Raw genomic sequence first — 21,269 nt, 5'->3', positions numbered from 1 at the left:
ATGGCCGGGTCAAGCCCGGCCATGACGGTGTTTATGGGGATGCGCTGCGACTCAAAGAGGGCGCGGCGAACACGCGCCGAGACGTCCCGATCGCGCACACTACGGCAGCTTGTCGTATCCCTCGCCGAGGCCGTTGAGGCTGAGTGGGAAGCCGATGCCTTCTTCGGGGGTCTCGAAGATGATGAAGGTCGCGGTCTTGGCGGTACGGAGCTGGCCGAGCAGCTTGTCGTCCATCACCACTTCGGCGACGCACCCGTTGGGCAGGCAGCGCACGAAACCGGCGCGGCCGACATCGGCGTTGTCGAGCTTCAGCCCGAGGCCGGACGGCAGCAGCACGCCGAGCGGCGCCACCACGCGCATCAGCTTGCTCTTCTGGTCAGCGGTCTTGAGGATGATGACGGTGAGGCCGGCATTGGAGCGGTCTTCCGCCACCACGCTCTGAATCAACGCGCATTGCTCGGCCTTGGCGCCCGGCGGGGTGTCGCAGCGGATCTGCCAGTCGCCATGCACGGAACGCACGGCGCCCTGCGCATCGGCGCGGGCGCTGGTGCCGAGCATCGCCGCGAGCATCAGCGCGGCGGCGATCCCCAGCCGGACGCTGCTCCCGCGCACCAGGCGGCAGGAGGCGAGCAACGGCAAACGTTCGGCAAGGCCCATCGGGGTCGCTTTCAAGTCAGAGGCAAGTCTTCAAGTCAGAGGCAAGTCAAAGACATGACATGGTGTGGATCAGGGCCCCGACTGATCCGGAATGACGGCACCATCAAGGCGACACCGCCCGCCGGCGAATCAGGCTCCCGTGAATTCTGGCTGCTGTGCCTACATCGGCGTGTGCCGCTGTCAAGCATGGTTCACATTACCTGAACACCGCAAAATACCGAAGCGTAACCGCACGCTGCGCAGCCCGGCACAAACCTCCGCGAGCCTTCGCCGAAAGTCCAATAGTGCATTGCGGGTACTGGCAAATTGTGGTTTGAAAGAGAGAATAAGAAGCATTCTTAAGGGAGGCGAACAATCGCCCTCGAAGAATGACAAGGGCACTCCGCGGAAGTGGGTCAGCCCGCAAAATACGTAGGGGAGCGAAGGCGGCATGACGATGTCGAAGAGCCGATTCGATCGGCGTTTGCTTAGCGTTGCGGGTCTCGGAGTTGCGATGATCGGAGGCATGTTCGGCCTCGCCGGATCGGCGCTCGCGGGTGAAGGCCAACCGTCGCCGTGGGAGATGCAGCTGCAGAATCCCGCCAGTCCGGTGATGGAGAACATCGTCTGGTTTCACAGCTTCCTGCTCTGGCTGATCACCGCGATCACGCTGTTCGTGCTGGCGCTGCTGGTGATCGTGGTGGTGAAGTTCAACGCCAAGAGCAATCCGATCCCCTCCAAGACCACGCACAACACGCTGATCGAAGTGGCGTGGACCATCATTCCGGTGATGATCCTGGTGGCGGTCGCGGTGCCGTCGTTCCGTCTGCTGTTCTTCCAGCTCGACGTGCCGAAAGCCGACCTGACCATCAAGGCCACCGGCAACCAGTGGAACTGGACCTATCAGTATCCCGACGACAAGATCGAGTTCACCTCGATCATGCTGAGCGACGAAGAGCGCGCCAAGATGAATCCGGTCCCGCCGCGCCTGCTCGGCGTCGACAACGAGATGGTGGTGCCGGTCAACAAGGTGGTGCGGATCCAGACCACCGCTGCCGATGTGATCCACTCCTGGGCGATCCCGTCCTTCGGCGTGAAGATCGACGCGATTCCGGGCCGGCTCAACGAGAGCTGGTTCAGGGCCAATCGCGAAGGGCGTTACTACGGGCAGTGCTCGGAACTTTGCGGCAAGGACCATGCTTTCATGCCGATCGTCGTGCGGGTCGTGAACGATCAGGACTACGACGCCTGGAAGAAGCAGCAGATCGCGTCGGCGTCGCGCACGTCCGTCGCATCGGCCGGCGCCGCCGCGCGGTAATCACATCGCCGCGCGCGGCGGGTTCGAACAGGGACCGCAGGGTCCGAAGGTTTCAAGTCAGGATCTGAAAATGGCCATGGAAGCTGCACGGGTTGCTCATTCCGATCATGCGCATGACGATCATGCCCACGCGCATCCGACCGGATGGCGGCGCTACGTCTATTCGACCAACCACAAGGACATCGGCACGATGTATCTGGTCTTCGCGATCATCGCGGGGATCATCGGCGGCGCGCTGTCGATCGCGATCCGCATCGAGCTGATGTATCCGGGCGTCCAGATCTTCCACGAAAGCCACACCTACAACGTGTTCGTGACCTCGCACGGCCTGATCATGATCTTCTTCATGGTGATGCCGGCGATGATCGGCGGGTTCGGCAACTGGTTCGTGCCGCTGATGATCGGCGCGCCCGACATGGCGTTCCCGCGCATGAACAACATCTCGTTCTGGCTGCTGCCGGCGGCATTCGCGCTGCTGATCATCTCGACCTTCGTCGAGGGCGAGCCGTCGTCGAACGGCGTCGGCGCCGGCTGGACGATGTATGCGCCATTATCGACCTCGGGGCATCCTGGGCCGGCGGTCGACTTCGCCATCCTGGCGCTGCATCTCGCCGGTGCGTCGTCGATCATGGGAGCGATCAACTTCATCACCACGATCTTCAATATGCGTGCGCCGGGCATGACGCTGCACAAGATGCCGCTGTTCGTGTGGTCGATCCTGGTCACCGTGTTCCTGCTGCTGCTGTCGCTGCCGGTGCTCGCCGGCGCCATCACCATGCTGCTGACCGACCGCAACTTCGGCACCACTTTCTTCTCGGCCGAAGGCGGCGGCGATCCGCTGCTGTTCCAGCACCTGTTCTGGTTCTTCGGCCACCCCGAAGTCTACATCCTGATCCTGCCGGGCTTCGGCATGATCAGCCAGATCGTCTCGACCTTCTCGAAGAAGCCGGTGTTCGGCTATCTCGGCATGGCCTACGCGATGGTGGCGATCGGCGTGATCGGCTTCGTGGTCTGGGCCCACCACATGTACACGGTGGGCATGTCGAGCGCGACGCAGGCCTATTTCGTCGCCGCCACGATGGTGATCGCGGTGCCGACCGGCGTGAAGATCTTCTCGTGGATCGCCACGATGTGGGGCGGCTCGATCGAGTTCAAGACGCCGATGCTGTGGGCCGTCGGCTTCATCTTCCTGTTCACGGTCGGCGGCGTCACCGGCGTGGTGCTGGCCAATGCCGGCGTCGATCGGGTGCTGCAGGATACGTATTACGTCGTCGCGCACTTCCATTACGTGCTGTCGCTGGGCGCCGTGTTTGCCATCTTCGCGGGCTGGTACTATTGGTTTCCGAAGATGTTCGGCTACATGTACAGCGAGACGATCGGCAAGCTGCACTTCTGGGTGACGTTCATCGGCGTCAACATGGTGTTCTTCCCGCAGCACTTCCTCGGCCTGTCCGGCATGCCGCGCCGCTATGTCGATTATCCGGACGCCTTCGCGGGCTGGAACCTGGTGTCGTCGATCGGTTCCTATGTGTCGGGCTTCGCGGTGCTGATCTTCCTGTATGGCGTCGCGCTGGCTTTCATCAAAAAGGAAAAGGCGGCGGACAATCCGTGGGGCGTCGGCGCCACGACGCTGGAATGGACGCTGTCGTCGCCGCCGCCGTTCCATCAGTTCGAGGTGCTGCCGCAGGTTCGCTGAGGCACCGATATCAACGAGCATCCGCCGCGGCTGTGCCGATGGCGGATGCGGTCTGAAGCCTAAGAGGTCACGAATTGTCGGTCATCGACACCAACCAGCTCGAACTCACTGCTCCCCGCATCTCCGAAGCGGGCGTCCGCGACTACATTGCGCTGCTCAAGCCGCGGGTGATGTCGCTGGTCGTGTTCACGGCGCTGGTCGGCCTGTTGATGGCGCCGGGAAGCTTTCACCCGGTGCTGGCGATCACCGCCATCCTGTGCATCGCGGTCGGCGGTGGCGCCTCCGGCGCGCTGAACATGTGGTACGAGGACGACATCGACGCCAAGATGACGCGCACCGCCAACCGGCCGATCCCGCGCGGCCGCGTGACCAAAGGCGAGGCGCTGGCGTTCGGTCTGATCCTGGCGTTCTTTTCGGTGCTGACGCTCGGCATCCTGGTGAACTGGGTGTCGGCCGCGCTGCTCGCCTTCACGATCTTCTTCTACGTCGTGATCTACACGATGTGGCTGAAGCGCTCGACGGCGCAGAACATCGTGATCGGCGGCGCCGCCGGTGCACTGCCGCCGGTGGTGGCGTGGGCTGCGGTCACCGGATCGCTGGCCGTCGAGCCGCTGCTGCTGTTCGCCATCATCTTCTTCTGGACGCCGCCGCATTTCTGGGCGCTGGCGCTGTTCCGCAACGACGATTACGCCCGCGCCGGCGTGCCGATGCTGCCGGTCGTCGCCGGCCCGGATCATACCCGGCTGCAGATCCTGCTCTACACCATCGTGCTGGTGGCGGTGGCGGCCGCGCCGTGGCCGCTCGGTTACTTCGACGCGGTGTACGGCATCGCCTCGCTGGCGCTCGGCGCCTGGATGCTGGTTCTCGCCGTGCGGGTGTATCGCCATCGCACCGGCAGCGCCGCGCTGCGCGCCTCGCGCAACCTGTTCAAGGTGTCGATCCTGTATCTGTTCGCGCTGTTCTCGATCCTGCTGGTCGAGGTCGCCGCGAAGGCCGTGTGGTCGTTGTTCGCCTGAGGAGACCGCCGGATGGAGCCGCAGAGGAGGCCGGGCGTGGTGCTCACCGAAGCGCAGAAGAAGCGCCAGCGTGAACGCTCGATCGCCATCGCCCTCGCGCTTACCGTGCTGGTGGTGCTGTTCTTCGCCGTGACCATGGTCAAGGGTCCGATCGTGCTGCAGCGGCCGATGTAGGGAGCGATCAACGATGCCGCAGGTCCCGCCCAGTCCCGCGCCGCAGCCGGCTCCCCGCCGCGGCCTCGGCCGTGACACGATGGTGGCGTCGATCTGCGGGCTGGTGGTGGCGCTGATGGTCGGCGCGTCGTTCGCCGCTGTGCCGTTCTACAACTGGTTCTGCCGCACCACCGGCTTCAACGGCACCACCCAGGTCGGCGCCGCGCCGACCTCGGAGCCGCTGGCCCGCAAGGTGACGGTGCGGTTCGACTCCAACATCAACGGCCTGCCGTGGAAGTTCGAGCCCGAGCAGCGCGAGATCGAGGTGTCGATCGGCAAGGTGGTGACCGTGTACTACACCGTCACCAGCACCGCGAAACACGAGACCACCGGCCAGGCGGCCTACAACGTCACGCCGCTGACGGTCGGCTCCTACTTCACCAAGATCAACTGCTTCTGCTTCACCGAGCAGACGCTGGCGGCGGGCGAAACCCGCGAGATGCCGGTGGTGTTCTATGTCGATCCGGCGTTTGCCACCGACAGCGAGAACGACACCGTCAACAACATCACGCTGTCCTACACGTTCTATCCGATGCGCGATCCGGCGCCGAAGCCGGTGGCTTCGAGCGAAACCGGAGCGCGCAAAGGCAATCTATAAAAAACGGAAACGCTGACGAGACGACGGCCGGCGGATGGGGGCACCACCGTTCCGGCTTTGGCAACGGAGAGCACGAACATGGCCACGGCGCACGCGAAACATCACGATTATCATCTCGTCGATCCGAGCCCCTGGCCGTTCGTCGGCTCGGTTGCCGCCTTCATCATGGCGTTCGGTGCGGTGTCGTGGATGCACCACATGTACCAGGGCGCACCGATCGTGTTCGGCATCGGCGTCATCGGCGTGCTCTACACCATGGCGAGCTGGTGGAGCGACGTGATCAAGGAAGCCGAGTTCAAGGGCGACCACACCCGCGTGGTGCAGATCAGCCACCGCTACGGCATGATCCTGTTCATCGCCTCGGAGGTGATGTTCTTCGTCGCCTGGTTCTGGGCCTACTTTAACTCGGCGCTGTTTCCGGCCGATCCGGTGCACGCCACCCGTGAGGCGCTGTTCGGTGGTGTGTGGCCGCCGAAGGGTATCGAGACCTTCGATCCCTGGCACCTGCCGCTGCTCAACACGCTGATCCTGCTGACCTCGGGCACCACCGTAACCTGGGCGCACCACGCGCTGCTGCACAACGACCGCGCCGGCGTGAAGAAGGCGCTGATCCTGACCGTGCTGCTCGGCGCCGCCTTCAGCTTCGTGCAGGCCTACGAATACAGCCACGCCGCGTTCTCGTTCGCCGGCAACATCTACGGCGCGACCTTCTTCATGGCGACCGGCTTCCACGGCTTCCACGTGCTGGTCGGCACCATCTTCCTGCTGGTCTGCCTGATCCGCGTCTACAAGGGCCACTTCACCCCCACCCAGCACCTCGGCTTCGAATTCGCCGCCTGGTACTGGCACTTCGTCGACGTGGTCTGGCTGTTCCTGTTCGTCTGCATCTACGTCTGGGGCCACGGCGCCTCGACCATGGCCGGCGCGCACTAAGGCCGCCGCAGACTGTGCTACAAAGGGCGGCCATCGGGCCGCTCTTTCTCGTTTTCGTGCCCCGGACGCTGCGCAGCGCGCCGCTCTTCGCGGCGTGATGCGCTGCAGATCCGGGGCCCCGGTTGACGGCACTAACCGGGGTCCCGGATCTGCGCAGCAGCACGTCGTGCTGCGGCTTGTCCGGGACACGGGCTTGGGTGTCGGGAGAGGATGAGATTCGCATGTCTGCCGATGTGTCAGCGCCCACCGTCCTGCAATCCGCGCTGCGCGGCATTGCCTGTCGCTGTCCGCGCTGTGGCAAAGGCAAGTTGTATGCGGGGTTCCTGACGCTTGCGCCGCGCTGCGAATCTTGCGGGTTGGACTATGCGTTCATCGATGTCGGTGACGGCGCGGCGGTGTTCATGATCCTGATTGGCGGCGCCATCGTGGTCGGCTGCGCGCTGGTGGTGGAAGTGAAGTATCAGCCACCGTTCTGGGTGCATGCGGCGTTGTGGATTCCGCTGGTGATCGCCACCACGCTATTGCCGCTCCGGTCGATGAAGGCGCTGCTGATCGCGCTGCAATTTCACCACAAGGCCCAGGAAGGCCGCCTGGTCGGGCGCGAACCGCAATGAGCGCATCTCCGCAGCGCCGGCGAGGCATCGCCGGGATGAGCCTGATCGCGCTCTTGATCGTCGCGGTGCTGCTGTCGCTCGGCTTCTGGCAGCTGCAGCGCCGCACCGCCAAGCACGCGCTGATCGCGGCGCTGGAAACGCGCCTCGCCGCTGCACCGACCGCGCTGCCGCCGCCGGCCGAGTGGGCGGCGCTGACGCCCGCCGCCGACGAATTCCGCCGCGTCAGCTTCACGGCGACCTACGCCGAGCTGCCGGACGCCATGGTGTATTCGTCGGGCTCGGCGATCCGCGAGGACGTTTCCGGCCCCGGCACCTGGGCGTTCCTGCCGGCGCAACTGCCGGATGGCGCCATGGTGGTGATCAACGCCGGTTTCGTCCCCAACACCATGCAGGACCGCGCCTATCAGGACCGCATCGTCAGGCCGCTGCGCGCCGGCCTGCCGGTCGCGCTCACCGGCTACCTGCGCTTCCCGGAAGCGGGCGGCATGCTGACGCCGGACCCGGATGCGGCGAAGCGGCTGTGGTTCAGCCGTGACGTGCCGGCGATGGCGGCGCAGCTCGGTTGGGGCGGGCGGGTGGCGCCGTTCTACATCGATCTGGAAACGCCGGTGCCGGCCAGCGGCCTGCCCAAGCCCGGTCCGCTCGGCGTCCATTTGCGCGACCAGCATCTGCAATACGCCGTCACCTGGTTCGGTCTGGCGGCGGCCGTCGGTATCGCTTTCCTGGTCTGGCTGTGGGGCCAGCGCGGGGCCGACGTGCCGCAACCCCGTGCATCGCGGCGCATGGCCTAGCCGCGCCGGCGCTCGGCCGGCCCTCCGGCTGATTCCGAAGCTGCGGTCTTTTCGTCGAGAGCGGTTTCCCCTGCGCGGCAAAACCCTCTATGGTGCCGGTGATTTCGCCCGCGCGTGAGTAATCCCAATCGATATCAAAGGCTTGGTCGCGCCCAGGTCTTTGGAGGACACCTTGACCACCTATGTTTCGACCCGGGGCGAGGCCCCGCGCCTCGGCTTCTGCGATGTGATGCTGACCGGCCTGGCCCGCGACGGCGGCCTGTATGTGCCGGAAGTCTGGCCGCAGCTGGCGCCGGACACCATCACCAGCCTGTTCGGCCGGCCGTATTGGGAAGTCGCCGTCGAAGTGATCCGGCCGTTCGTGGCCGGCGAGATTTCGGACGCCGAACTCGGCCGCATGGCCAACGAGGCCTACGCCACCTTCCGGCATCCCGCGGTGGTTCCGCTGCGCCAGAGCGGCCCGAGCCAGTTCGTGCTCGAGCTGTTCCACGGCCCGACCCTGGCGTTCAAGGACGTCGCGATGCAGCTCATCTCGCGACTGATGGATCACGCGCTGCAGAAGCGCGGCCAGCGCACAACCATCGTGGTCGCGACCTCGGGCGACACCGGCGGCGCGGCGGTCGATGCGTTTGCCAATCGCGAAGCGGTTGATCTCGTGGTGCTATTCCCGCACGGTCGCGTCTCCGACGTGCAGCGGATGATGATGACGACCTCGGGCGCGGCCAACGTTCATGCGCTGGCGATCGAGGGTCATTTCGACGATTGCCAGGCGATCGTGAAGGGGCTGTTCAACCACCACAAGTTCCGCGATCAGGTGGCGCTGTCGGGCGTCAATTCGATCAACTGGGCCCGTATCGTCGCGCAGGTGGTGTACTACTTCACCAGCGCGGTCGCGCTCGGCGCGCCGAACAGGCTGGTCGATTTCACCGTGCCGACCGGCAATTTCGGCGACATCTTCGCCGGCTACGTCGCCAAGAAGATGGGCCTGCCGGTGCGCCGGCTGAAGATCGCCGCCAACATCAACGACATCCTGGCCCGCACCCTGAAGACCGGGATCTACGAGGTCCGCGAGGTCCACGCCACCACCTCGCCGTCGATGGACATCCAGGTGTCGTCGAATTTCGAGCGGCTGCTGTTCGAGGCCTCCGGCCGGGATGCGCCGCTGATCCGGGCGTTGATGGGTTCGCTCGGCCAGTCCGGCCGCTTTGTGCTTCCCGACGCGCTGCTGGCTGCGGTGCGCGAGGAATTCGACGCCGGCCGCGCCGACGAGGCCGAGACCGAATCGGCGATCCGCGCCGCCTGGCGCGAGGCCGGCGATCTGGTCGATCCGCACACCGCGGTGGCGCTCGCGGTCGCCGATCGCGACACCACGGACCCAAGCGTGCCGAACATCGTTCTCTCCACGGCGCATGCGGCCAAATTCCCGGATGCGGTGGAAGCCGCCTGCGGGATGCGGCCGGAGCTGCCGGCCTGGCTCGACGGACTGATGAGCCGGACCGAAACTTTCAAAATCATGCCCCGCGATCAGGCGGCGATCGAACGCCACGTGCTGTCGGTCAGCCGCGCGGCGCAGCAAGGAGCTGTCGGATGAGCGTCGAAGTCAGCAAGCTTCCCTCGGGCCTGACCGTCGTCACCGACACCATGCCGCATCTCGAGACCGCCGCGCTCGGCGTCTGGACCGGCGTCGGCGGGCGCGACGAGAAGCCGGATGAGCACGGCATCTCGCATCTGCTCGAACACATGGCCTTCAAAGGCACGACGCGGCGGACCTCGCGCGAGATCGCCGAGGAGATCGAGGCGGTCGGCGGCGACCTCAACGCTGCCACCTCGACCGAGACCACCGCCTACTACGCGCGGGTGATGAAGGCCGACGTGCCGCTGGCGCTCGACGTATTGTCCGACATCCTGGCCAATCCGTCGTTCGAGGCCGAGGAGCTGGAGCGCGAGAAGAGCGTGATCGTGCAGGAGATCGGCGCCTCGCAGGATACGCCCGACGACGTCGTGTTCGAGTATCTCAACGAGCTCTGCTACCCGGAGCAGCCGATTGGCCGCTCGCTGCTCGGCACCGCCAAGACGCTGAAGGGCTTCAACCGCGACAAGCTGCGGTCGTATCTGGCGACGCATTATCGCGGCCCCGACATGGTGGTTTCTGCGGCCGGCGCGGTCGATCACCAGCGCGTCGTCGAGGAGGTGCAGCACCGCTTCGCCAGCTTCGATGCCGCCCCGGCGCCGAAGCCGCAGCCGGCGATGTTCGGCGCCGGCGGCTCGCGCGTGGTGCGGCGCGATCTCGAGCAGGCGCATCTGACGCTGGCGCTGGAAGGCCTGCCGCAGCGCGACGAAGCGCTGTTCAGCCTGCAGGTATTCACCAACATTCTCGGCGGCGGAATGTCGTCGCGGCTGTTCCAGGAAGTGCGCGAGAAGCGCGGCCTGTGCTACTCGATCTACACCTTCCACGCGCCCTATGCGGACACCGGGTTCTTCGGCCTCTATACCGGCACCGATCCGGACGACGCGCCGGAGATGATGGAAGTGATCGTCGACGTCATCAACGACGCGGTCGAGACCCTGACCGACGCCGAGATCGCCCGCGCCAAGGCGCAGATGAAAGCCGGCCTGCTGATGGCGCTGGAAAGCTGTTCGTCGCGCGCCGAGCAGCTCGCCCGCCACATCCTGGCCTATGGCCGGCCGCTGCCGGTCGACGAATTGGTGGCGCGGATCGATGGCGTCAGCATCGAGACCACCCGCTCGGCCGCCCGGCAGTTGATGTCGCGCGGCCAGCCCGCCGTGGTTGCGCTCGGTACCGGCCGTGGCCTCGACAGCGCAGTGGGCTATGCGGAAGGATTGACACAATCCAAGGCGAAAACATCATATCATTGACGCCGCGCGCCGTGCGCGGAGGCTGAGCGCCCCGCCAGCGCGGATCGGAGTGTCGTCATGGCGCTGTTTCGAATGCCGTCCGCAGCCCCTGCTGCCCTGGCGCCGCGGGGCTACGGGCTGCTGCTGCGGGCCCCTCAGATGGCGGACTACGTGCAATGGGCCGAGCTGCGCGACCGCAGCCGGTCCTATCTGACGCCGTGGGAGCCGATCTGGCCGTCGGACGATCTCACCCGCTCCGGGTTTCGGCGTCGGCTGCGACGCTACGCCGAGGACATCGCCGCCGACCGGTCCTATCCGTTCCTGATCTTCCGCGAGAGCACCGGCGAGATGCTCGGCGGCGTGACGCTCGCCAATGTGCGCCGCGGCATCGTCCAGGCGGGTACCATCGGGTACTGGATGGGCGAGCCTCACGCGGGGCGCGGCTTCATGACGGCGGCGCTGCGGGTGTTGCTGCCGACGCTGTTCGGCGAGCTCAATCTGCACCGCGTCGAGGCGGCCTGCATCCCGACCAATACGCCGTCGATCCGCGTGCTGGAAAAATGCGGATTTACCCGCGAGGGGTTGGCGCGCCGCTACCTCTGCATCAACGGCGTCTGGCAGGACCATCTGCTGTTCGGCCTGCTGCACGAGGACTTCCGCGGCTGAGGTGCCTTGCGGGAGTGTGCGGTCGGCGAGATCGTCGCCTTTGGTTCGCCGGCTTTGCTTTGCTATAACGCCGCGCGCGAAAGCGTTTCGCAGCGACGATCGCTGCGCGGTGGGGAGCCGCGCGGCGGCGGTCAGGACCTTCACAGCCGGGTAGAGTGATGAGACACGATGGGAAACGAGCGCCGGCAGGGCGCGGGGTGCGACGCACCGTTCTGCTGGCGGCCGGGGCTGCGGTCTGCGGCGCCATGCTGGCGACGCCCGCCTGGTCGCAATCCTTCACCGATCGCTTCAAGAGCCTATTCGGCGGTGGTTCGTCCGAGCCGGCACCGACCGTCTCCAATGGTCCGGCGCCGGACAGCGACCTGACCTGTCCGCCGGTCACCATCCGGGCCGGCGCCGCCACCTACGCGGTCGGGCTGCCGGGCAAGGAAGCTGCCGGCAACGATCTGCGCTACCAGGTGGTGATCGGCCGCACCGCGCGCGAATGCAATCTCAACAGCGGCACCATCACGGCGCATATCGGCATCCAGGGCCGGGTGATTGCCGGCCCCGCCGGCACGCCGGGGACGGTCGAAGTGCCGATTCGCGTCGCCGTGGTGCAGGACGGCGTTTCGCCGAAGACGGTGTTCACCAAGGCCTACCGGACGGTCGTCAACATGGGCAGCGACGGCAGCGTGCCGTTCAGCCTGGTGACCGAAGACGTCGTCTACCCGGCACCGTCCGCAGCCGCCAACGACGCCTACGTCTTCTACATCGGCTTCGACCCGCAAGCGCTGAAGCCCGAGCCAAAGAGCCGCCGGAAGAAATAGCCGCCTCCCAGGGCCGCGCTACAGCGGTGCCGCCGCGAATTTCTGACTTTTAGCTATCGACCTTCACCACACGGCACTGCGCGCTCCCTCTCCCGCTTGCGGGAGAGGGGTGGGGTGAGGGCGCCCCAGGCAGTGACTCAACGACTCGGGGAGAGGAGAGCCCTCACCCGGATCGCTGCGCGATCCGACCTCCCCCGCAAGCGGCGGAGGTTGCGCCGGGCGCGGGGAGGGGATGGCCACCAGACGAGAGGCGGGCAACAAAAAAGCCGGCGCGATTGCTCGCGCCGGCTTTGATTGTTCGGAGACCGTGCAGCTCAGTTGAGCTTGCTGCGGACGTCCTGGATGCCCTTGCTGAGGAGGTCGTCGGCGACCGGGCCCTTGACCGAGTGCGACAGGATCGACGCGGCGGCGGACACGGCGGCTTCGGCCGCGGCGGCCCGCACGTCGGCGAGGGCCTGGGCCTCCGCCAGCGCGATCTTGCCTTCCGCGGTCTTGGTGCGGCGGGCGACGAAGTCTTCCAGCTTGGCCTTGGATTCGGTCGCGATGCGTTCGGCGTCGGCCTTGGCGCTGGCGACGATCGCTTCGGCTTCCCGCTCGGCCTGGGCGCGGCGGGCGCGATAGTCGGCGAGCAGCTTGGCAGCTTCGTCCTTCAGCTTGCGGGCCTCGTCGAGCTCGGCCTTGATGCGGTCGCGACGATTGTCGAGGGCTTTGATCGCCGTGCGGTGCACGCCCAGATAGGCGAACAGGCCCATCAGGATGATGAACGCGATGGCGACCCAGGTCTCTGCTTCAGCGAAGATTTCCATCAGCCTCAACCTTTGAGCGACGCGTCGACCGCGCTGTTCAGCGCATTGCTGTCCGGCTGCACGCCGGCCAACTGCTGCACGATCGCGGAGGCGGCGTCGGCGGCGATGCCGCGGACGTTGCCCATCGCGGCCGCGCGGGTCGCAGCGATGGTCTTCTCGGCGTCGGCGAGCTTGCCCGCCAGCCGTTCTTCCAGCGTCTTGCGCTCGGCTTCCGCCTGCGCATTGAGCTTTTCACGGGTTTCCGCGCCGATCGCCTGCGCCCGGGCGCGGGCCTCGGCGAGCTCGGCCTCGTACGCCTTCAGCGCCTCGTCCGATTCGACCTTCAGCTTCTGCGCAGCTGCCAGATCGCCCTCGATCGTCTTCTGCCGCTCTTCGATCACACCGCCGACGCGCGGCAGTGCGATCTTGGAAACGAGCAGGTAGAGCGCGACGAACGCGATCGCCAGCGACACGAGTTGCGAAGCGAAGGTCTCCTGCTGAAACGGCGGAAACGGGGCTTTGTGGCCATCCGCCGCCGTGTGAGCAGTGGTTCCCTTGGCGTCGCCATGACCTGTAGCCACGGGCTTCTCCTGTTCGGGGGCCGGTCACACGCTCGGCAGAGCTGCGACCGGATTGGATCTTAGAGGGCGAACAGCAGCAGCAGCGCGATCAGCAGCGAGAAGATGCCGAGCGCTTCCGTCACCGCGAAGCCGAAAATCAGGTTGCCGAACTGGCCCTGGGCAGCCGAGGGATTACGCACCGCAGCGGCGAGATAGTTGCCGAAGATGATGCCCACGCCAGCGCCGGCGCCGCCCATGCCAATGCAGGCAATACCAGCGCCAATGTACTTCGCGGCAATCGGATCCATGTAACGAACTCCTGTTGGGGTTTTGGTTTGACGTCGAGGAATGGGCCGTTAGTGACCCGGATGAATTGCATCGTTGAGGTAGATGCAAGTCAGGATGGCGAACACATAAGCCTGCAGGAACGCGACCAGCAGTTCGAGTGCGGTCAGCGCGATGGTCAGGCCGAGCGGCAGCACCGCGCCGAACCAGCCGATGACGCCGAGCGCGCCGAGCATCGCGATGAAGCTCGCGAACACCTTCAGCGCGATGTGGCCCGCCAGCATGTTGGCGAACAGACGCACCGAATGCGAAACCGGCTTCAGGAAGAACGAGATCACTTCGATGAACACGACCAGCGGCAGGATGTAGATCGGCACGCCGGAGGGCACGAACAGCTTGAAGAACTTCAGGCCGTTCTTGGATAGGCCGTAGATCAGCACCGTGAGGAACACCAGCATCGCCAGCGCGACGGTGACGATCAGGTGGCTGGAGACCGTGAAGGTATAGGGAATGATGCCGATCAGGTTCGACACCGCGATGAACATGAACAGCGAGAACACCAGCGGGAAGAACTTGAGGCCTTCCTTGCCGGCGGTCGAACGGATCATGTTGGCGACGAATTCGTAGGACAGCTCGGCGAGCGACTGGAAGCGCCCGGGGACCAGCTGACGGCTCGGCGCCAGCATCAGCAGTCCGATCACCGCTACGGTGCCGAACATGTAGGCGGACGAATTGGTGAACGCGATTTCCTGTCCGCCAATGTGACCGAGGGTGAAGAGCTTGGTGATCTGGAACTGATGGATCGGATCGGCGGCCATTCGTTTCTCAGTCTGTCGGTGTCGCGAGCTTGCGCGGGATTCGAACGATTGCGTGCACTTCGGTCCCGTTCAGAGCCGCTCGGACTGCTTCGCCATCACACCCGCTGCCCTCATCACGTTGATCACGCCGGCGGTGAAGCCGAGCAGCGAAAACACGATGAGGCCCCAGGGAGAGGTCGACAACAAACGATCGAAACCCCAGCCGAGAGCCGCCCCGCCGAGAACGCCCGCGACCAATTCGGAGGACAGGCGAAAACCGAGCGCCATCGCCGAAGCTTTGGCAGGTCCGTCTTCACTTGAACCGGATTGATCCGTCTGGAGTTTCCGATTCTCCCGAGAATGGGCGAGCCGTTGTTCCAGGCTTCCGAGCCTAGCGGAAAGCGCAGCTTCCTCAGGCGACCCGGTGCTGCTCCCGTCACTCCGTCGGCTGTCCTTGTGCGTGTCGTCCGCCATGTCGTGGAGACCCGAAAAAGGTGCCGTAGATAGTGAGATAACGCCCCGTGACCCTTGAAAAGCCGGGCGGACCATACTGACCGCCTGTTGGCAAGTCAAGATTCGGTCGCAGCCTATTACATTGTTGTTTTGGCTGATTTTATTGAGGATTCGCGACTCTCTGCGATAACTTGTCCGCAGCGTTTGCGACGGCATTTGCGGACGATCCGGCTTGCGTGGCGCGAGCGGCTCTGATCCGATGCCGATATCACGGCGACCGCTTCGCAATCCCTTCCGGCCGCCTGCAGCCGGAGAGCGCATGGCGCGTCAGATCGACTACTATTTCTCGTTCCAGTCGCCCTGGGCCTATATCGGCCACGCGTCGTTCCGGCAGCTCGTCGAAGCGCACGGGCTTAGCGTCCAGTACAAGCCGGTGCTGCTGACCGGGCTGTTTTCCGAGACCGGCGGCCTGCCGCTCGCCAAGCGGCATCCGGCGCGGCAACGCTACCGTCTGGTCGAACTGCAGCGCTGGCGCGACAAGCATGGGCTCGACTTCAAATTGTGGCCGAAGCACTGGCCATTCGATGCCCGCCTTGCCGACGGCGTGGTGCTGGCGGCGCTCGCCGCCGGGCTCGATCCCGAGCCGTACATTCAGCGCGCCTATTCGGCGGTGTGGCAGACCGAGCGGGATCTCGCCGATCCCATGGTGCTGACCGAGCTCGCCGATGCGGCCGGCCTGCCGGGAGAAAAGCTGGTGGCGCACGCCGCCTCCGACCAGATCCGTGCCGTCTACGAGCAAAATCGCCGGGACGCGATCGCCGCGGGAGTGTTTGGCTCGCCGGCCTATGTGCTGGACGGCGAAGTGTTCTGGGGTCAGGACCGGATCGAACTGCTGGGCGATGCGTTGAATTCCGGCCGCGCGCCGTATCGCGCGCCGGTCTGAGACCCCATATCCGCCGGGTCTCTTTCTGCCAGCGGAGCTTACGATGACGATGGTGCTTCCAGATGCGATCCGCTCCGGCCCGGCGCGGCGCTTGCTGTGGATCGCTGCGCTCGGCGCGGCCCTTGGATTTGGCGGCGGGATCGCATCGGCCGATCCGCTGCCGGACAGCGAGAACGGCCGCTACACCTTCACGCCGAACGCCGACGGCGTCACCCGGCTCGACACCCGCACCGGCAAGGTGTCGACCTGCACCGACAAGGGCAATGGCTGGGCCTGCTATGAGGTCGCCGACGAGCGCGCCGCGTTCGATGCCGAGATCGGTCGGCTGCAGACCGACAACGACCGGCTGAAGAAAGAGGCCGAGGCGCTACGGGTCGAGAACGACAGCCTCAAGGCGCAGCTCGCGCAGCGCGGCCCGACCGTCTCCGGCAAGACCGACGAGGCGATGCCGAAGACCGACAAGCTGCCGGCGCCCGAAGTCACCACCAAGGACGGCCAGCGCAAGCTGGAGATCCCGCTGCCGAGCGACCAGGATGTCGACCGGGTGATGGGGTTCCTCGAGCGCGCCTGGCGACGGCTGATCGACATGGCCCAGCGCATCCAGCGCGACACGACCGGCGACGGCAAGATCTGAGCCGGGGCGCCCGGGCTCGGCCGCGGCGGAGGGCGGGCTTGGCTCTAACTCGGCGCCGGCGTGAGAGACGCTAATCGGATGCATGCACGAGGTTCGGATGAGTTCACCACGTACGATGACCCGTACGCCGGTTGCGGCAGCCGCCGTGACGCATGTCGCCTCGTCGCTGCTGACGGTGCAGACCGGTGGCGCGGGCTTTGTGGATATCAGTAGCGACGTCGCCAAATTCGTCGCCGAGGCCGGGGCGCGCGAGGGCGCGCTGACGCTGTTCGTGCGTCACACCTCGGCGTCGCTGACGATCCAGGAAAACGCCGATCCGACGGTGCTGGTCGATCTCACCACGGTGCTGAACAAACTCGCCCCGGAGAACGCCGGCTGGGCGCACGATACCGAAGGCCCGGACGACATGCCGGCGCACGTCAAATCGATGCTGACGTCGACCTCGCTGCAGATCCCGGTGCTGCAGGGGCGCCTCGCGCTCGGCACCTGGCAGGGCATCTACCTGATCGAACACCGCCGCCGCCCCCACCGCCGCGAGGTGGTGCTGCAGTTCTTGGGGGCGACCGGCTGAAGCGGCATGGACCTCCCCCCCCCGTCATTGCGAGGAGCGAAGCGACGAAGCAATCCAGCAATGTGCACTGGGCCGCTGGATTGCTTCGCTGCGCTCGCAATGACGCCGTGGCGAGTTTCGGCGCGGTCTCGCAACGGCCGCAGCGCGCTCCCTCTCCCGCTTGCGGGAGAGGGGTGGGGTGAGGGAGCCCCAGGCAACGACTTAGCGACTCGCAGAGAGGAGTGCCCTCACCCGGATCGCTCCGCGATCCGACCTCTCCCGCAAGCGGGAGAGGTTGCCCGGTGCCGGTCGCGAGTCTCTGCCTGAAAAGAGCGGACGTAGGATGGGTTGAGCGAAGCGAAACCCATCACGCGTCGTGCACGGGGCGATGGGTTTCGCTTGCGCTCAACCCATCCTACGAGGCAGCGCTGTTACTTCGCCAGCCGGTAGCGCCCGCCGATCAGCGGATCGCCGTCGGTCGCGACCACGCCGCGGGTGACGAGGTCTTCGAGATGCGCCAGAACCGAGTAACCGGCGGCGCTCATCAGGCGGGGGTCGATGCCGATGTAGATGGCGCGGACCATGGTGGGGATGTCGGTCTCGCCCTTGCCGAGGCGGTGCAGGATCGAGGCTTCGCGGGCGACGCGGTGGCGCTTGAGGAAGCGCGAGTAGCGCGGGCCCTCCAGGATCTCGGCGCCGTGGCCGGACAGATACAGCTGCTCGTCGCGGGCAATCAGGCGATCGAGCGAGTTCATGTAGTCGACCATCGAGCCGTCCGGCGGCGCGACGATCGAGGTCGACCAGCCCATCACGTGATCGCCGACGAAGATCGCGTCGCGCTCTTTCCAGGCGAACGCCATGTGGTTGGCGGTGTGGCCCGGCGTCGCCACCGCTTCGACCGCCCAGCCGTCGCCCTCGATCACGTCGCCGTCGCTGATCGTGACATCCGGCCGGAACGCGCGGTCGGCGCCGGACTCGGTCGACACCGTCTCGCTCTCGAAATACGGCCGCGAGGCGCGGTGCGGGCCTTCGGCATAGACGGTGGCGCCGGTCGCGGCCTTGAGGCGCGGCGTTCCGGGCGAATGGTCCTTGTGGGTATGCGTGACGAGGATGTGGGTGACGGTCTCGCCCTTCACCGCATCGATCAGCGCCTGCGCGTGCGCTTCGTTGTCGGGACCGGGATCGATGATCGCCACCTTGCCGGTGCCGACGATGTAGCTGACGGTGCCGGTGAAGGTGAACGGCGACGGGTTGTTGCAGAGGACGCGGCGCAGGCCCGGCCGGATTTCCTCGACCACCCCGGCTTGCAGCGGGAAGTCGCGATTGAACGGAACGTCGTCGGAACTGTCGCTGGCGTCGCTCATGCGTTTCCCGGTGATGTGTGTTGTTATTATTAGAGAAGGAGGGCTCTCCGCCTCGTCGACCTCATGCTGAGGAGGCCCGAAGGGCCGTCTCGAAGCATGGGCCGCGGGTGCTTGGAGCCCATCCTTCGAGACGCCTGCCTGACGGCAGGCTCCTCAGGATGAGGAGTGCGCGCGGTGATGCCGCGCGCGATCTTACGCGAATGCCTGCAGCCCCGTGATCGCGCGGCCCAGGATCAGGGCGTGGACGTCGTGGGTGCCCTCGTAGGTGTTGACCGTCTCGAGGTTCTGGGCGTGGCGCATCACGTGGTACTCGATCTGGATGCCGTTGCCGCCGTGCATGTCGCGGGCGACGCGGGCGATATCGAGGGCCTTGCCGCAATTGTTGCGCTTGACCAGCGAGATCATCTCGGGCGCGAACCGGCCCTCGTCCATCAGCCGGCCGACGCGCAGCGACGCCTGCAGGCCGAGCGAGATCTCGGTCTCCATGTCGGCGAGTTTCTTCTGCACCAATTGCGTGGCGGCCAGCGGGCGATTGAACTGCTTGCGGTCCAGCGTGTACTGCCGGGCACGATGCATGCAGTCCTCGGCGGCGCCCATCACGCCCCAGGAGATGCCGTAGCGGGCGCGGTTGAGACAGCCGAACGGGCCCTTGAGGCCCGAGACGTTGGGCAGCAGCGCGTCTTCGCCGACCACCACGCCGTCCATCACGATCTCGCCGGTGATCGACGCGCGCAAGGACAGCTTACCGCCGATCTTCGGCGCGCTGAGGCCCTTCATGCCCTTCTCGAGGATGAAGCCGCGGATCTGGTTGTCGTGCGCGGCGGACTTCGCCCACACCACGAACACGTCGGCGATCGGCGCGTTGGAGATCCACATCTTCGAGCCGGTGAGCCGGTAACCGTCGGCGACCTTCTCGGCCTTGGTCTTCATCCCGCCCGGATCGGAACCGGCGTCCGGCTCGGTGAGGCCGAAGCAGCCGACCCACTCGCCGGAGGCGAGCTTCGGCAGATATTTCTTGCGCTGGGTCTCGTCGCCATAGGCGTAGATCGGATACATCACCAGCGACGACTGCACCGAGTTCATCGAGCGATAACCACTGTCGACGCGCTCGATCTCGCGCGCCACCAGGCCGTAGGCGACGTAGCTGGCGTTGGCGCAGCCGTAGTCTTCCGGCAGCGTGATGCCGATCAGGCCGAGCGACCCCATCTCGTTGAAGATCTCGCGATCGGTCTTCTCTTCGAGATAGGCCTGCGACACGCGCGGCAGCAGCTTGTCCTGCGCGTAGGCGCGCGCGGTGTCGCGGATCATCCGCTCGTCTTCGGTGAGCTGATCTTCCAGGAGCAGCGGGTCGTCCCACTTGAAGCTCGCCGGAACCGGCTTGTCCTTGGTTTGCGCGCGCACGCTCATGGAGTGTCCTTTCAGACGTTTCCGCCGTCTCGGGAGATGTGACTTTTGAGGGTAAGACCTGGATCAGGAGCCTTCAAGGTGCTCGTTGCCAACGATCTCGATGCCGAACCCCGACAGCCCCTTGTAGTCGAGCTGCGACGAGGTGAGATGCCGGATCGAACTGACGCCGAGATCGCGCAGGATCTGGGCGCCGACGCCGATCTCGCGCCACTGCCGGTGACGATCGGCCTCGGCCGATTTCGGCTCGTCGATCGGCGCGACCGGAACGCCTGCGGCACCGTCGCGCAGATAGATCAGCACGCCGGAACCGTTGGCCTTGAAGTGATTGAGCACCGCCTCCATCCGGCGCGAGCCGGTGAAGATGTCCTTGATGATGTTCGGCTTGTGGAACCGCGTCAGCACGTTCTTGCCGTCGCCGATGCCGTTGTAGACGCAGGCCAGATGCGCGATCTCGTCGAACGGCGAGCGATAGGCATAGCCCTGCATCGGGCCGATCGGGCTTTCCATCGGGAACGTCGCGACGCGCTCGATCAGCTTCTCGCGCGCCTGGCGATGCGAGATCAGGTCGGCGATGGTGACGAGCTTGAGGTTGTGCTTGCGGGCGAATTCAACGACCTGGGCGCCCTTGGTGACGCTGCCGTCGTCGTTCATCAGCTCGCTGATGACGCCGACCGGCGGCAGGCCGGCGAGCCGGCACAGATCGACCGCGGCCTCGGTGTGGCCGGATCGCAGCAGCACGCCGCCGTCGCGCGCGATCAGCGGAAAGATATGGCCCGGACGGGCGAAATCGTTGGCGCCGGCGTTCGGATTGGCGAGCGCGCGGCAGCACGAGGCGCGCTCGTCGGCCGAGATGCCGGTGCCGTTGTCGGGCTTGTAGTCGATCGAGACCGTGAAGGCGGTGGTGTGGTTGCTGTCGTTGTGCGCCACCATCGGGTCGAGCCGGAGCCGGCGCGCATCGTCCGACGTGATCGGCGCGCAGACGATGCCGGAGGTGTGGCGGATGATGAACGCCATCTTCTCGGCCGTACACAGCGAGGCGGCGACGACGAGATCGCCCTCGCCCTCGCGGTCGTCATCGTCGGTGACGACGACGATTTCGCCGGCGGCAAAGGCTTGCAGAACGTCCTGGATCGAATGCGCCATCGGTCATCTCTCGGAAAACAGAGCAGACCATATGACGCAGCCCGCGCGGCGACGCAACCCGCGCCGCTGCGGGGCCGGCTGCGAGTGTCGCACAGCGGAATACGCGGGGCGAGGAGCGGCTGAGGGGCAGCACGTCAAGCCAGGGGAGCACTCCCCCTCCCCGCAACGCAGCCGGCTCCCTCTCCCGCTTGCGGGAGAGGGG

General features: G+C 65.9%; 24 protein-coding genes. 15 read left to right on the top strand and 9 right to left on the bottom strand.

The genetic code is table 11. The features are described 5' to 3' along the window. Positions 1 to 99: 99 nt before the first annotated feature. The gene (locus tag IP86_RS00530; protein ID WP_054160619.1) at positions 100 to 657 is read right to left on the bottom strand and encodes an invasion associated locus B family protein; all 558 of its coding nucleotides are present in this window, start codon (positions 655 to 657) and stop codon (positions 100 to 102) included. A gap of 430 nt (positions 658 to 1,087) precedes the next feature. On the opposite strand from IP86_RS00530, the gene coxB reads away from it, so the two are divergent. The 12 genes from coxB to IP86_RS00470 all read left to right on the top strand — a co-directional run bounded on the left by coxB (position 1,088) and on the right by IP86_RS00470 (position 12,146). Then, positions 1,088 to 1,954 carry a cytochrome c oxidase subunit II gene (gene coxB / locus IP86_RS00525; RefSeq protein WP_054160618.1) on the top strand — a complete coding sequence of 289 codons (867 nt, stop codon included), beginning with the start codon at positions 1,088 to 1,090 and terminating at the stop codon, positions 1,952 to 1,954. Positions 1,955 to 2,024: 70 nt separating this feature from the next. After that, positions 2,025 to 3,650, top strand: coding sequence for a cytochrome c oxidase subunit I (gene ctaD / locus IP86_RS00520; RefSeq protein WP_054160617.1), 1,626 nt, complete (start codon positions 2,025 to 2,027; stop codon positions 3,648 to 3,650). A gap of 74 nt (positions 3,651 to 3,724) precedes the next feature. Continuing rightward, positions 3,725 to 4,666 (top strand): heme o synthase, encoded by a 942-nt coding sequence (locus IP86_RS00515; RefSeq protein WP_054160616.1) that lies wholly within the window; start codon positions 3,725 to 3,727, stop codon positions 4,664 to 4,666. A gap of 12 nt (positions 4,667 to 4,678) precedes the next feature. Beyond that, positions 4,679 to 4,840 carry a cytochrome c oxidase system small membrane protein gene (locus tag IP86_RS00510; protein ID WP_054160615.1) on the top strand — a complete coding sequence of 54 codons (162 nt, stop codon included), beginning with the start codon at positions 4,679 to 4,681 and terminating at the stop codon, positions 4,838 to 4,840. A gap of 13 nt (positions 4,841 to 4,853) precedes the next feature. Next, complete coding sequence (locus IP86_RS00505) at positions 4,854 to 5,477, top strand: cytochrome c oxidase assembly protein (RefSeq protein WP_054160614.1); 624 nt, start codon at positions 4,854 to 4,856, stop codon at positions 5,475 to 5,477. A gap of 78 nt (positions 5,478 to 5,555) precedes the next feature. Next, a complete protein-coding gene (locus IP86_RS00500; RefSeq protein ID WP_054160613.1) occupies positions 5,556 to 6,410 on the top strand; it encodes a cytochrome c oxidase subunit 3 in 855 nt (284 codons plus the stop codon). Between the two features lie 221 nt (positions 6,411 to 6,631). Beyond that, the gene (locus tag IP86_RS00495; RefSeq protein ID WP_054160612.1) at positions 6,632 to 7,024 is read left to right on the top strand and encodes a DUF983 domain-containing protein; all 393 of its coding nucleotides are present in this window, start codon (positions 6,632 to 6,634) and stop codon (positions 7,022 to 7,024) included. After that, positions 7,021 to 7,815: an SURF1 family protein gene (locus IP86_RS00490; RefSeq protein WP_054160611.1), complete on the top strand. Its 795-nt coding sequence runs from the start codon at positions 7,021 to 7,023 to the stop codon at positions 7,813 to 7,815. The genes IP86_RS00495 and IP86_RS00490 overlap by 4 nt, the downstream gene beginning before the upstream one ends. A 172-nt stretch (positions 7,816 to 7,987) precedes the next feature. Continuing rightward, positions 7,988 to 9,406 carry a threonine synthase gene (thrC, locus tag IP86_RS00485; RefSeq protein WP_054160620.1) on the top strand — a complete coding sequence of 473 codons (1,419 nt, stop codon included), beginning with the start codon at positions 7,988 to 7,990 and terminating at the stop codon, positions 9,404 to 9,406. Further along, complete coding sequence (locus IP86_RS00480) at positions 9,403 to 10,692, top strand: M16 family metallopeptidase (RefSeq protein WP_054160610.1); 1,290 nt, start codon at positions 9,403 to 9,405, stop codon at positions 10,690 to 10,692. The genes thrC and IP86_RS00480 overlap by 4 nt, the downstream gene beginning before the upstream one ends. A 57-nt stretch (positions 10,693 to 10,749) precedes the next feature. Beyond that, positions 10,750 to 11,337 (top strand): GNAT family N-acetyltransferase, encoded by a 588-nt coding sequence (locus IP86_RS00475; protein ID WP_054160609.1) that lies wholly within the window; start codon positions 10,750 to 10,752, stop codon positions 11,335 to 11,337. A gap of 158 nt (positions 11,338 to 11,495) precedes the next feature. After that, positions 11,496 to 12,146 (top strand): hypothetical protein, encoded by a 651-nt coding sequence (locus IP86_RS00470; RefSeq protein ID WP_054160608.1) that lies wholly within the window; start codon positions 11,496 to 11,498, stop codon positions 12,144 to 12,146. A gap of 314 nt (positions 12,147 to 12,460) precedes the next feature. On the opposite strand, the gene IP86_RS00465 is transcribed toward IP86_RS00470, so the two are convergent. The 5 genes from IP86_RS00465 to IP86_RS00445 all read right to left on the bottom strand — a co-directional run bounded on the left by IP86_RS00465 (position 12,461) and on the right by IP86_RS00445 (position 15,047). Beyond that, positions 12,461 to 12,952: a F0F1 ATP synthase subunit B family protein gene (locus tag IP86_RS00465; RefSeq protein WP_054160607.1), complete on the bottom strand. Its 492-nt coding sequence runs from the start codon at positions 12,950 to 12,952 to the stop codon at positions 12,461 to 12,463. Positions 12,953 to 12,957: 5 nt separating this feature from the next. Then, positions 12,958 to 13,512 (bottom strand): F0F1 ATP synthase subunit B family protein, encoded by a 555-nt coding sequence (locus IP86_RS00460; RefSeq protein ID WP_054160606.1) that lies wholly within the window; start codon positions 13,510 to 13,512, stop codon positions 12,958 to 12,960. A gap of 59 nt (positions 13,513 to 13,571) precedes the next feature. Then, positions 13,572 to 13,799 carry a F0F1 ATP synthase subunit C gene (locus IP86_RS00455; protein WP_009796340.1) on the bottom strand — a complete coding sequence of 76 codons (228 nt, stop codon included), beginning with the start codon at positions 13,797 to 13,799 and terminating at the stop codon, positions 13,572 to 13,574. Positions 13,800 to 13,847: 48 nt separating this feature from the next. Further along, positions 13,848 to 14,594 carry a F0F1 ATP synthase subunit A gene (locus IP86_RS00450; RefSeq protein ID WP_054160605.1) on the bottom strand — a complete coding sequence of 249 codons (747 nt, stop codon included), beginning with the start codon at positions 14,592 to 14,594 and terminating at the stop codon, positions 13,848 to 13,850. A gap of 69 nt (positions 14,595 to 14,663) precedes the next feature. After that, positions 14,664 to 15,047 carry an AtpZ/AtpI family protein gene (locus IP86_RS00445; protein ID WP_054160604.1) on the bottom strand — a complete coding sequence of 128 codons (384 nt, stop codon included), beginning with the start codon at positions 15,045 to 15,047 and terminating at the stop codon, positions 14,664 to 14,666. Positions 15,048 to 15,345: 298 nt separating this feature from the next. On the opposite strand from IP86_RS00445, the gene IP86_RS00440 reads away from it, so the two are divergent. The 3 genes from IP86_RS00440 (at position 15,346) to IP86_RS00430 (ending at position 17,174) form a co-directional block, all read left to right on the top strand. Next, the gene (locus tag IP86_RS00440) at positions 15,346 to 15,969 is read left to right on the top strand and encodes a 2-hydroxychromene-2-carboxylate isomerase (protein ID WP_054160603.1); all 624 of its coding nucleotides are present in this window, start codon (positions 15,346 to 15,348) and stop codon (positions 15,967 to 15,969) included. 43 nt (positions 15,970 to 16,012) lie between these two features. Then, the gene (locus IP86_RS00435) at positions 16,013 to 16,603 is read left to right on the top strand and encodes a coiled-coil domain-containing protein (RefSeq protein ID WP_054160602.1); all 591 of its coding nucleotides are present in this window, start codon (positions 16,013 to 16,015) and stop codon (positions 16,601 to 16,603) included. A gap of 97 nt (positions 16,604 to 16,700) precedes the next feature. Beyond that, positions 16,701 to 17,174, top strand: coding sequence for a secondary thiamine-phosphate synthase enzyme YjbQ (locus IP86_RS00430; RefSeq protein ID WP_054160601.1), 474 nt, complete (start codon positions 16,701 to 16,703; stop codon positions 17,172 to 17,174). Between the two features lie 410 nt (positions 17,175 to 17,584). Here the strand turns inward: IP86_RS00430 and IP86_RS00425 are convergent, their stop codons facing one another. The 3 genes from IP86_RS00425 to ribB form a co-directional block, all read right to left on the bottom strand. Continuing rightward, entirely contained in the window at positions 17,585 to 18,517 is a 933-nt protein-coding gene (locus tag IP86_RS00425; protein WP_054160600.1) for an MBL fold metallo-hydrolase, read from the bottom strand. Positions 18,518 to 18,709: 192 nt separating this feature from the next. Next, the gene (locus tag IP86_RS00420) at positions 18,710 to 19,924 is read right to left on the bottom strand and encodes an acyl-CoA dehydrogenase (protein ID WP_054160599.1); all 1,215 of its coding nucleotides are present in this window, start codon (positions 19,922 to 19,924) and stop codon (positions 18,710 to 18,712) included. Between the two features lie 63 nt (positions 19,925 to 19,987). Further along, on the bottom strand, positions 19,988 to 21,067 hold the full coding sequence (ribB, locus tag IP86_RS00415) for a 3,4-dihydroxy-2-butanone-4-phosphate synthase (RefSeq protein WP_054160598.1): 1,080 nt from the start codon (positions 21,065 to 21,067) through the stop codon (positions 19,988 to 19,990). Positions 21,068 to 21,269: the final 202 nt, after the last annotated feature.

The sequence above is a fragment of the Rhodopseudomonas sp. AAP120 genome, from assembly GCF_001295845.1.
Classification (GTDB): Bacteria; Pseudomonadota; Alphaproteobacteria; order Rhizobiales; family Xanthobacteraceae; genus Rhodopseudomonas.
This window is presented reverse-complemented; position numbering and strand designations above follow the sequence as displayed.

Bases quoted from the DNA above. Each gene is read 5' to 3' on its own strand.
- IP86_RS00530 (WP_054160619.1), bottom strand. From the start codon at position 657: ATGGGCCTTGCCGAACGTTTGCCGTTGCTCGCCTCCTGCCGCCTGGTG.
- IP86_RS00490 (WP_054160611.1), top strand. From the start codon at position 7,021: ATGAGCGCATCTCCGCAGCGCCGGCGAGGCATCGCCGGGATGAGCCTG.
- IP86_RS00510 (WP_054160615.1), top strand. From the start codon at position 4,679: ATGGAGCCGCAGAGGAGGCCGGGCGTGGTGCTCACCGAAGCGCAGAAG.
- IP86_RS00500 (WP_054160613.1), top strand. From the start codon at position 5,556: ATGGCCACGGCGCACGCGAAACATCACGATTATCATCTCGTCGATCCG.
- ctaD (WP_054160617.1), top strand. From the start codon at position 2,025: ATGGCCATGGAAGCTGCACGGGTTGCTCATTCCGATCATGCGCATGAC.
- IP86_RS00425 (WP_054160600.1), bottom strand. From the start codon at position 18,517: ATGAGCGACGCCAGCGACAGTTCCGACGACGTTCCGTTCAATCGCGAC.
- IP86_RS00455 (WP_009796340.1), bottom strand. From the start codon at position 13,799: ATGGATCCGATTGCCGCGAAGTACATTGGCGCTGGTATTGCCTGCATT.
- IP86_RS00505 (WP_054160614.1), top strand. From the start codon at position 4,854: ATGCCGCAGGTCCCGCCCAGTCCCGCGCCGCAGCCGGCTCCCCGCCGC.
- IP86_RS00445 (WP_054160604.1), bottom strand. From the start codon at position 15,047: ATGGCGGACGACACGCACAAGGACAGCCGACGGAGTGACGGGAGCAGC.
- ribB (WP_054160598.1), bottom strand. From the start codon at position 21,067: ATGGCGCATTCGATCCAGGACGTTCTGCAAGCCTTTGCCGCCGGCGAA.
- IP86_RS00430 (WP_054160601.1), top strand. From the start codon at position 16,701: ATGAGTTCACCACGTACGATGACCCGTACGCCGGTTGCGGCAGCCGCC.
- IP86_RS00495 (WP_054160612.1), top strand. From the start codon at position 6,632: ATGTCTGCCGATGTGTCAGCGCCCACCGTCCTGCAATCCGCGCTGCGC.
- IP86_RS00465 (WP_054160607.1), bottom strand. From the start codon at position 12,952: ATGGAAATCTTCGCTGAAGCAGAGACCTGGGTCGCCATCGCGTTCATC.
- IP86_RS00475 (WP_054160609.1), top strand. From the start codon at position 10,750: ATGGCGCTGTTTCGAATGCCGTCCGCAGCCCCTGCTGCCCTGGCGCCG.
- IP86_RS00470 (WP_054160608.1), top strand. From the start codon at position 11,496: ATGAGACACGATGGGAAACGAGCGCCGGCAGGGCGCGGGGTGCGACGC.
- IP86_RS00420 (WP_054160599.1), bottom strand. From the start codon at position 19,924: ATGAGCGTGCGCGCGCAAACCAAGGACAAGCCGGTTCCGGCGAGCTTC.
- IP86_RS00435 (WP_054160602.1), top strand. From the start codon at position 16,013: ATGACGATGGTGCTTCCAGATGCGATCCGCTCCGGCCCGGCGCGGCGC.
- IP86_RS00440 (WP_054160603.1), top strand. From the start codon at position 15,346: ATGGCGCGTCAGATCGACTACTATTTCTCGTTCCAGTCGCCCTGGGCC.
- IP86_RS00450 (WP_054160605.1), bottom strand. From the start codon at position 14,594: ATGGCCGCCGATCCGATCCATCAGTTCCAGATCACCAAGCTCTTCACC.
- coxB (WP_054160618.1), top strand. From the start codon at position 1,088: ATGACGATGTCGAAGAGCCGATTCGATCGGCGTTTGCTTAGCGTTGCG.
- IP86_RS00480 (WP_054160610.1), top strand. From the start codon at position 9,403: ATGAGCGTCGAAGTCAGCAAGCTTCCCTCGGGCCTGACCGTCGTCACC.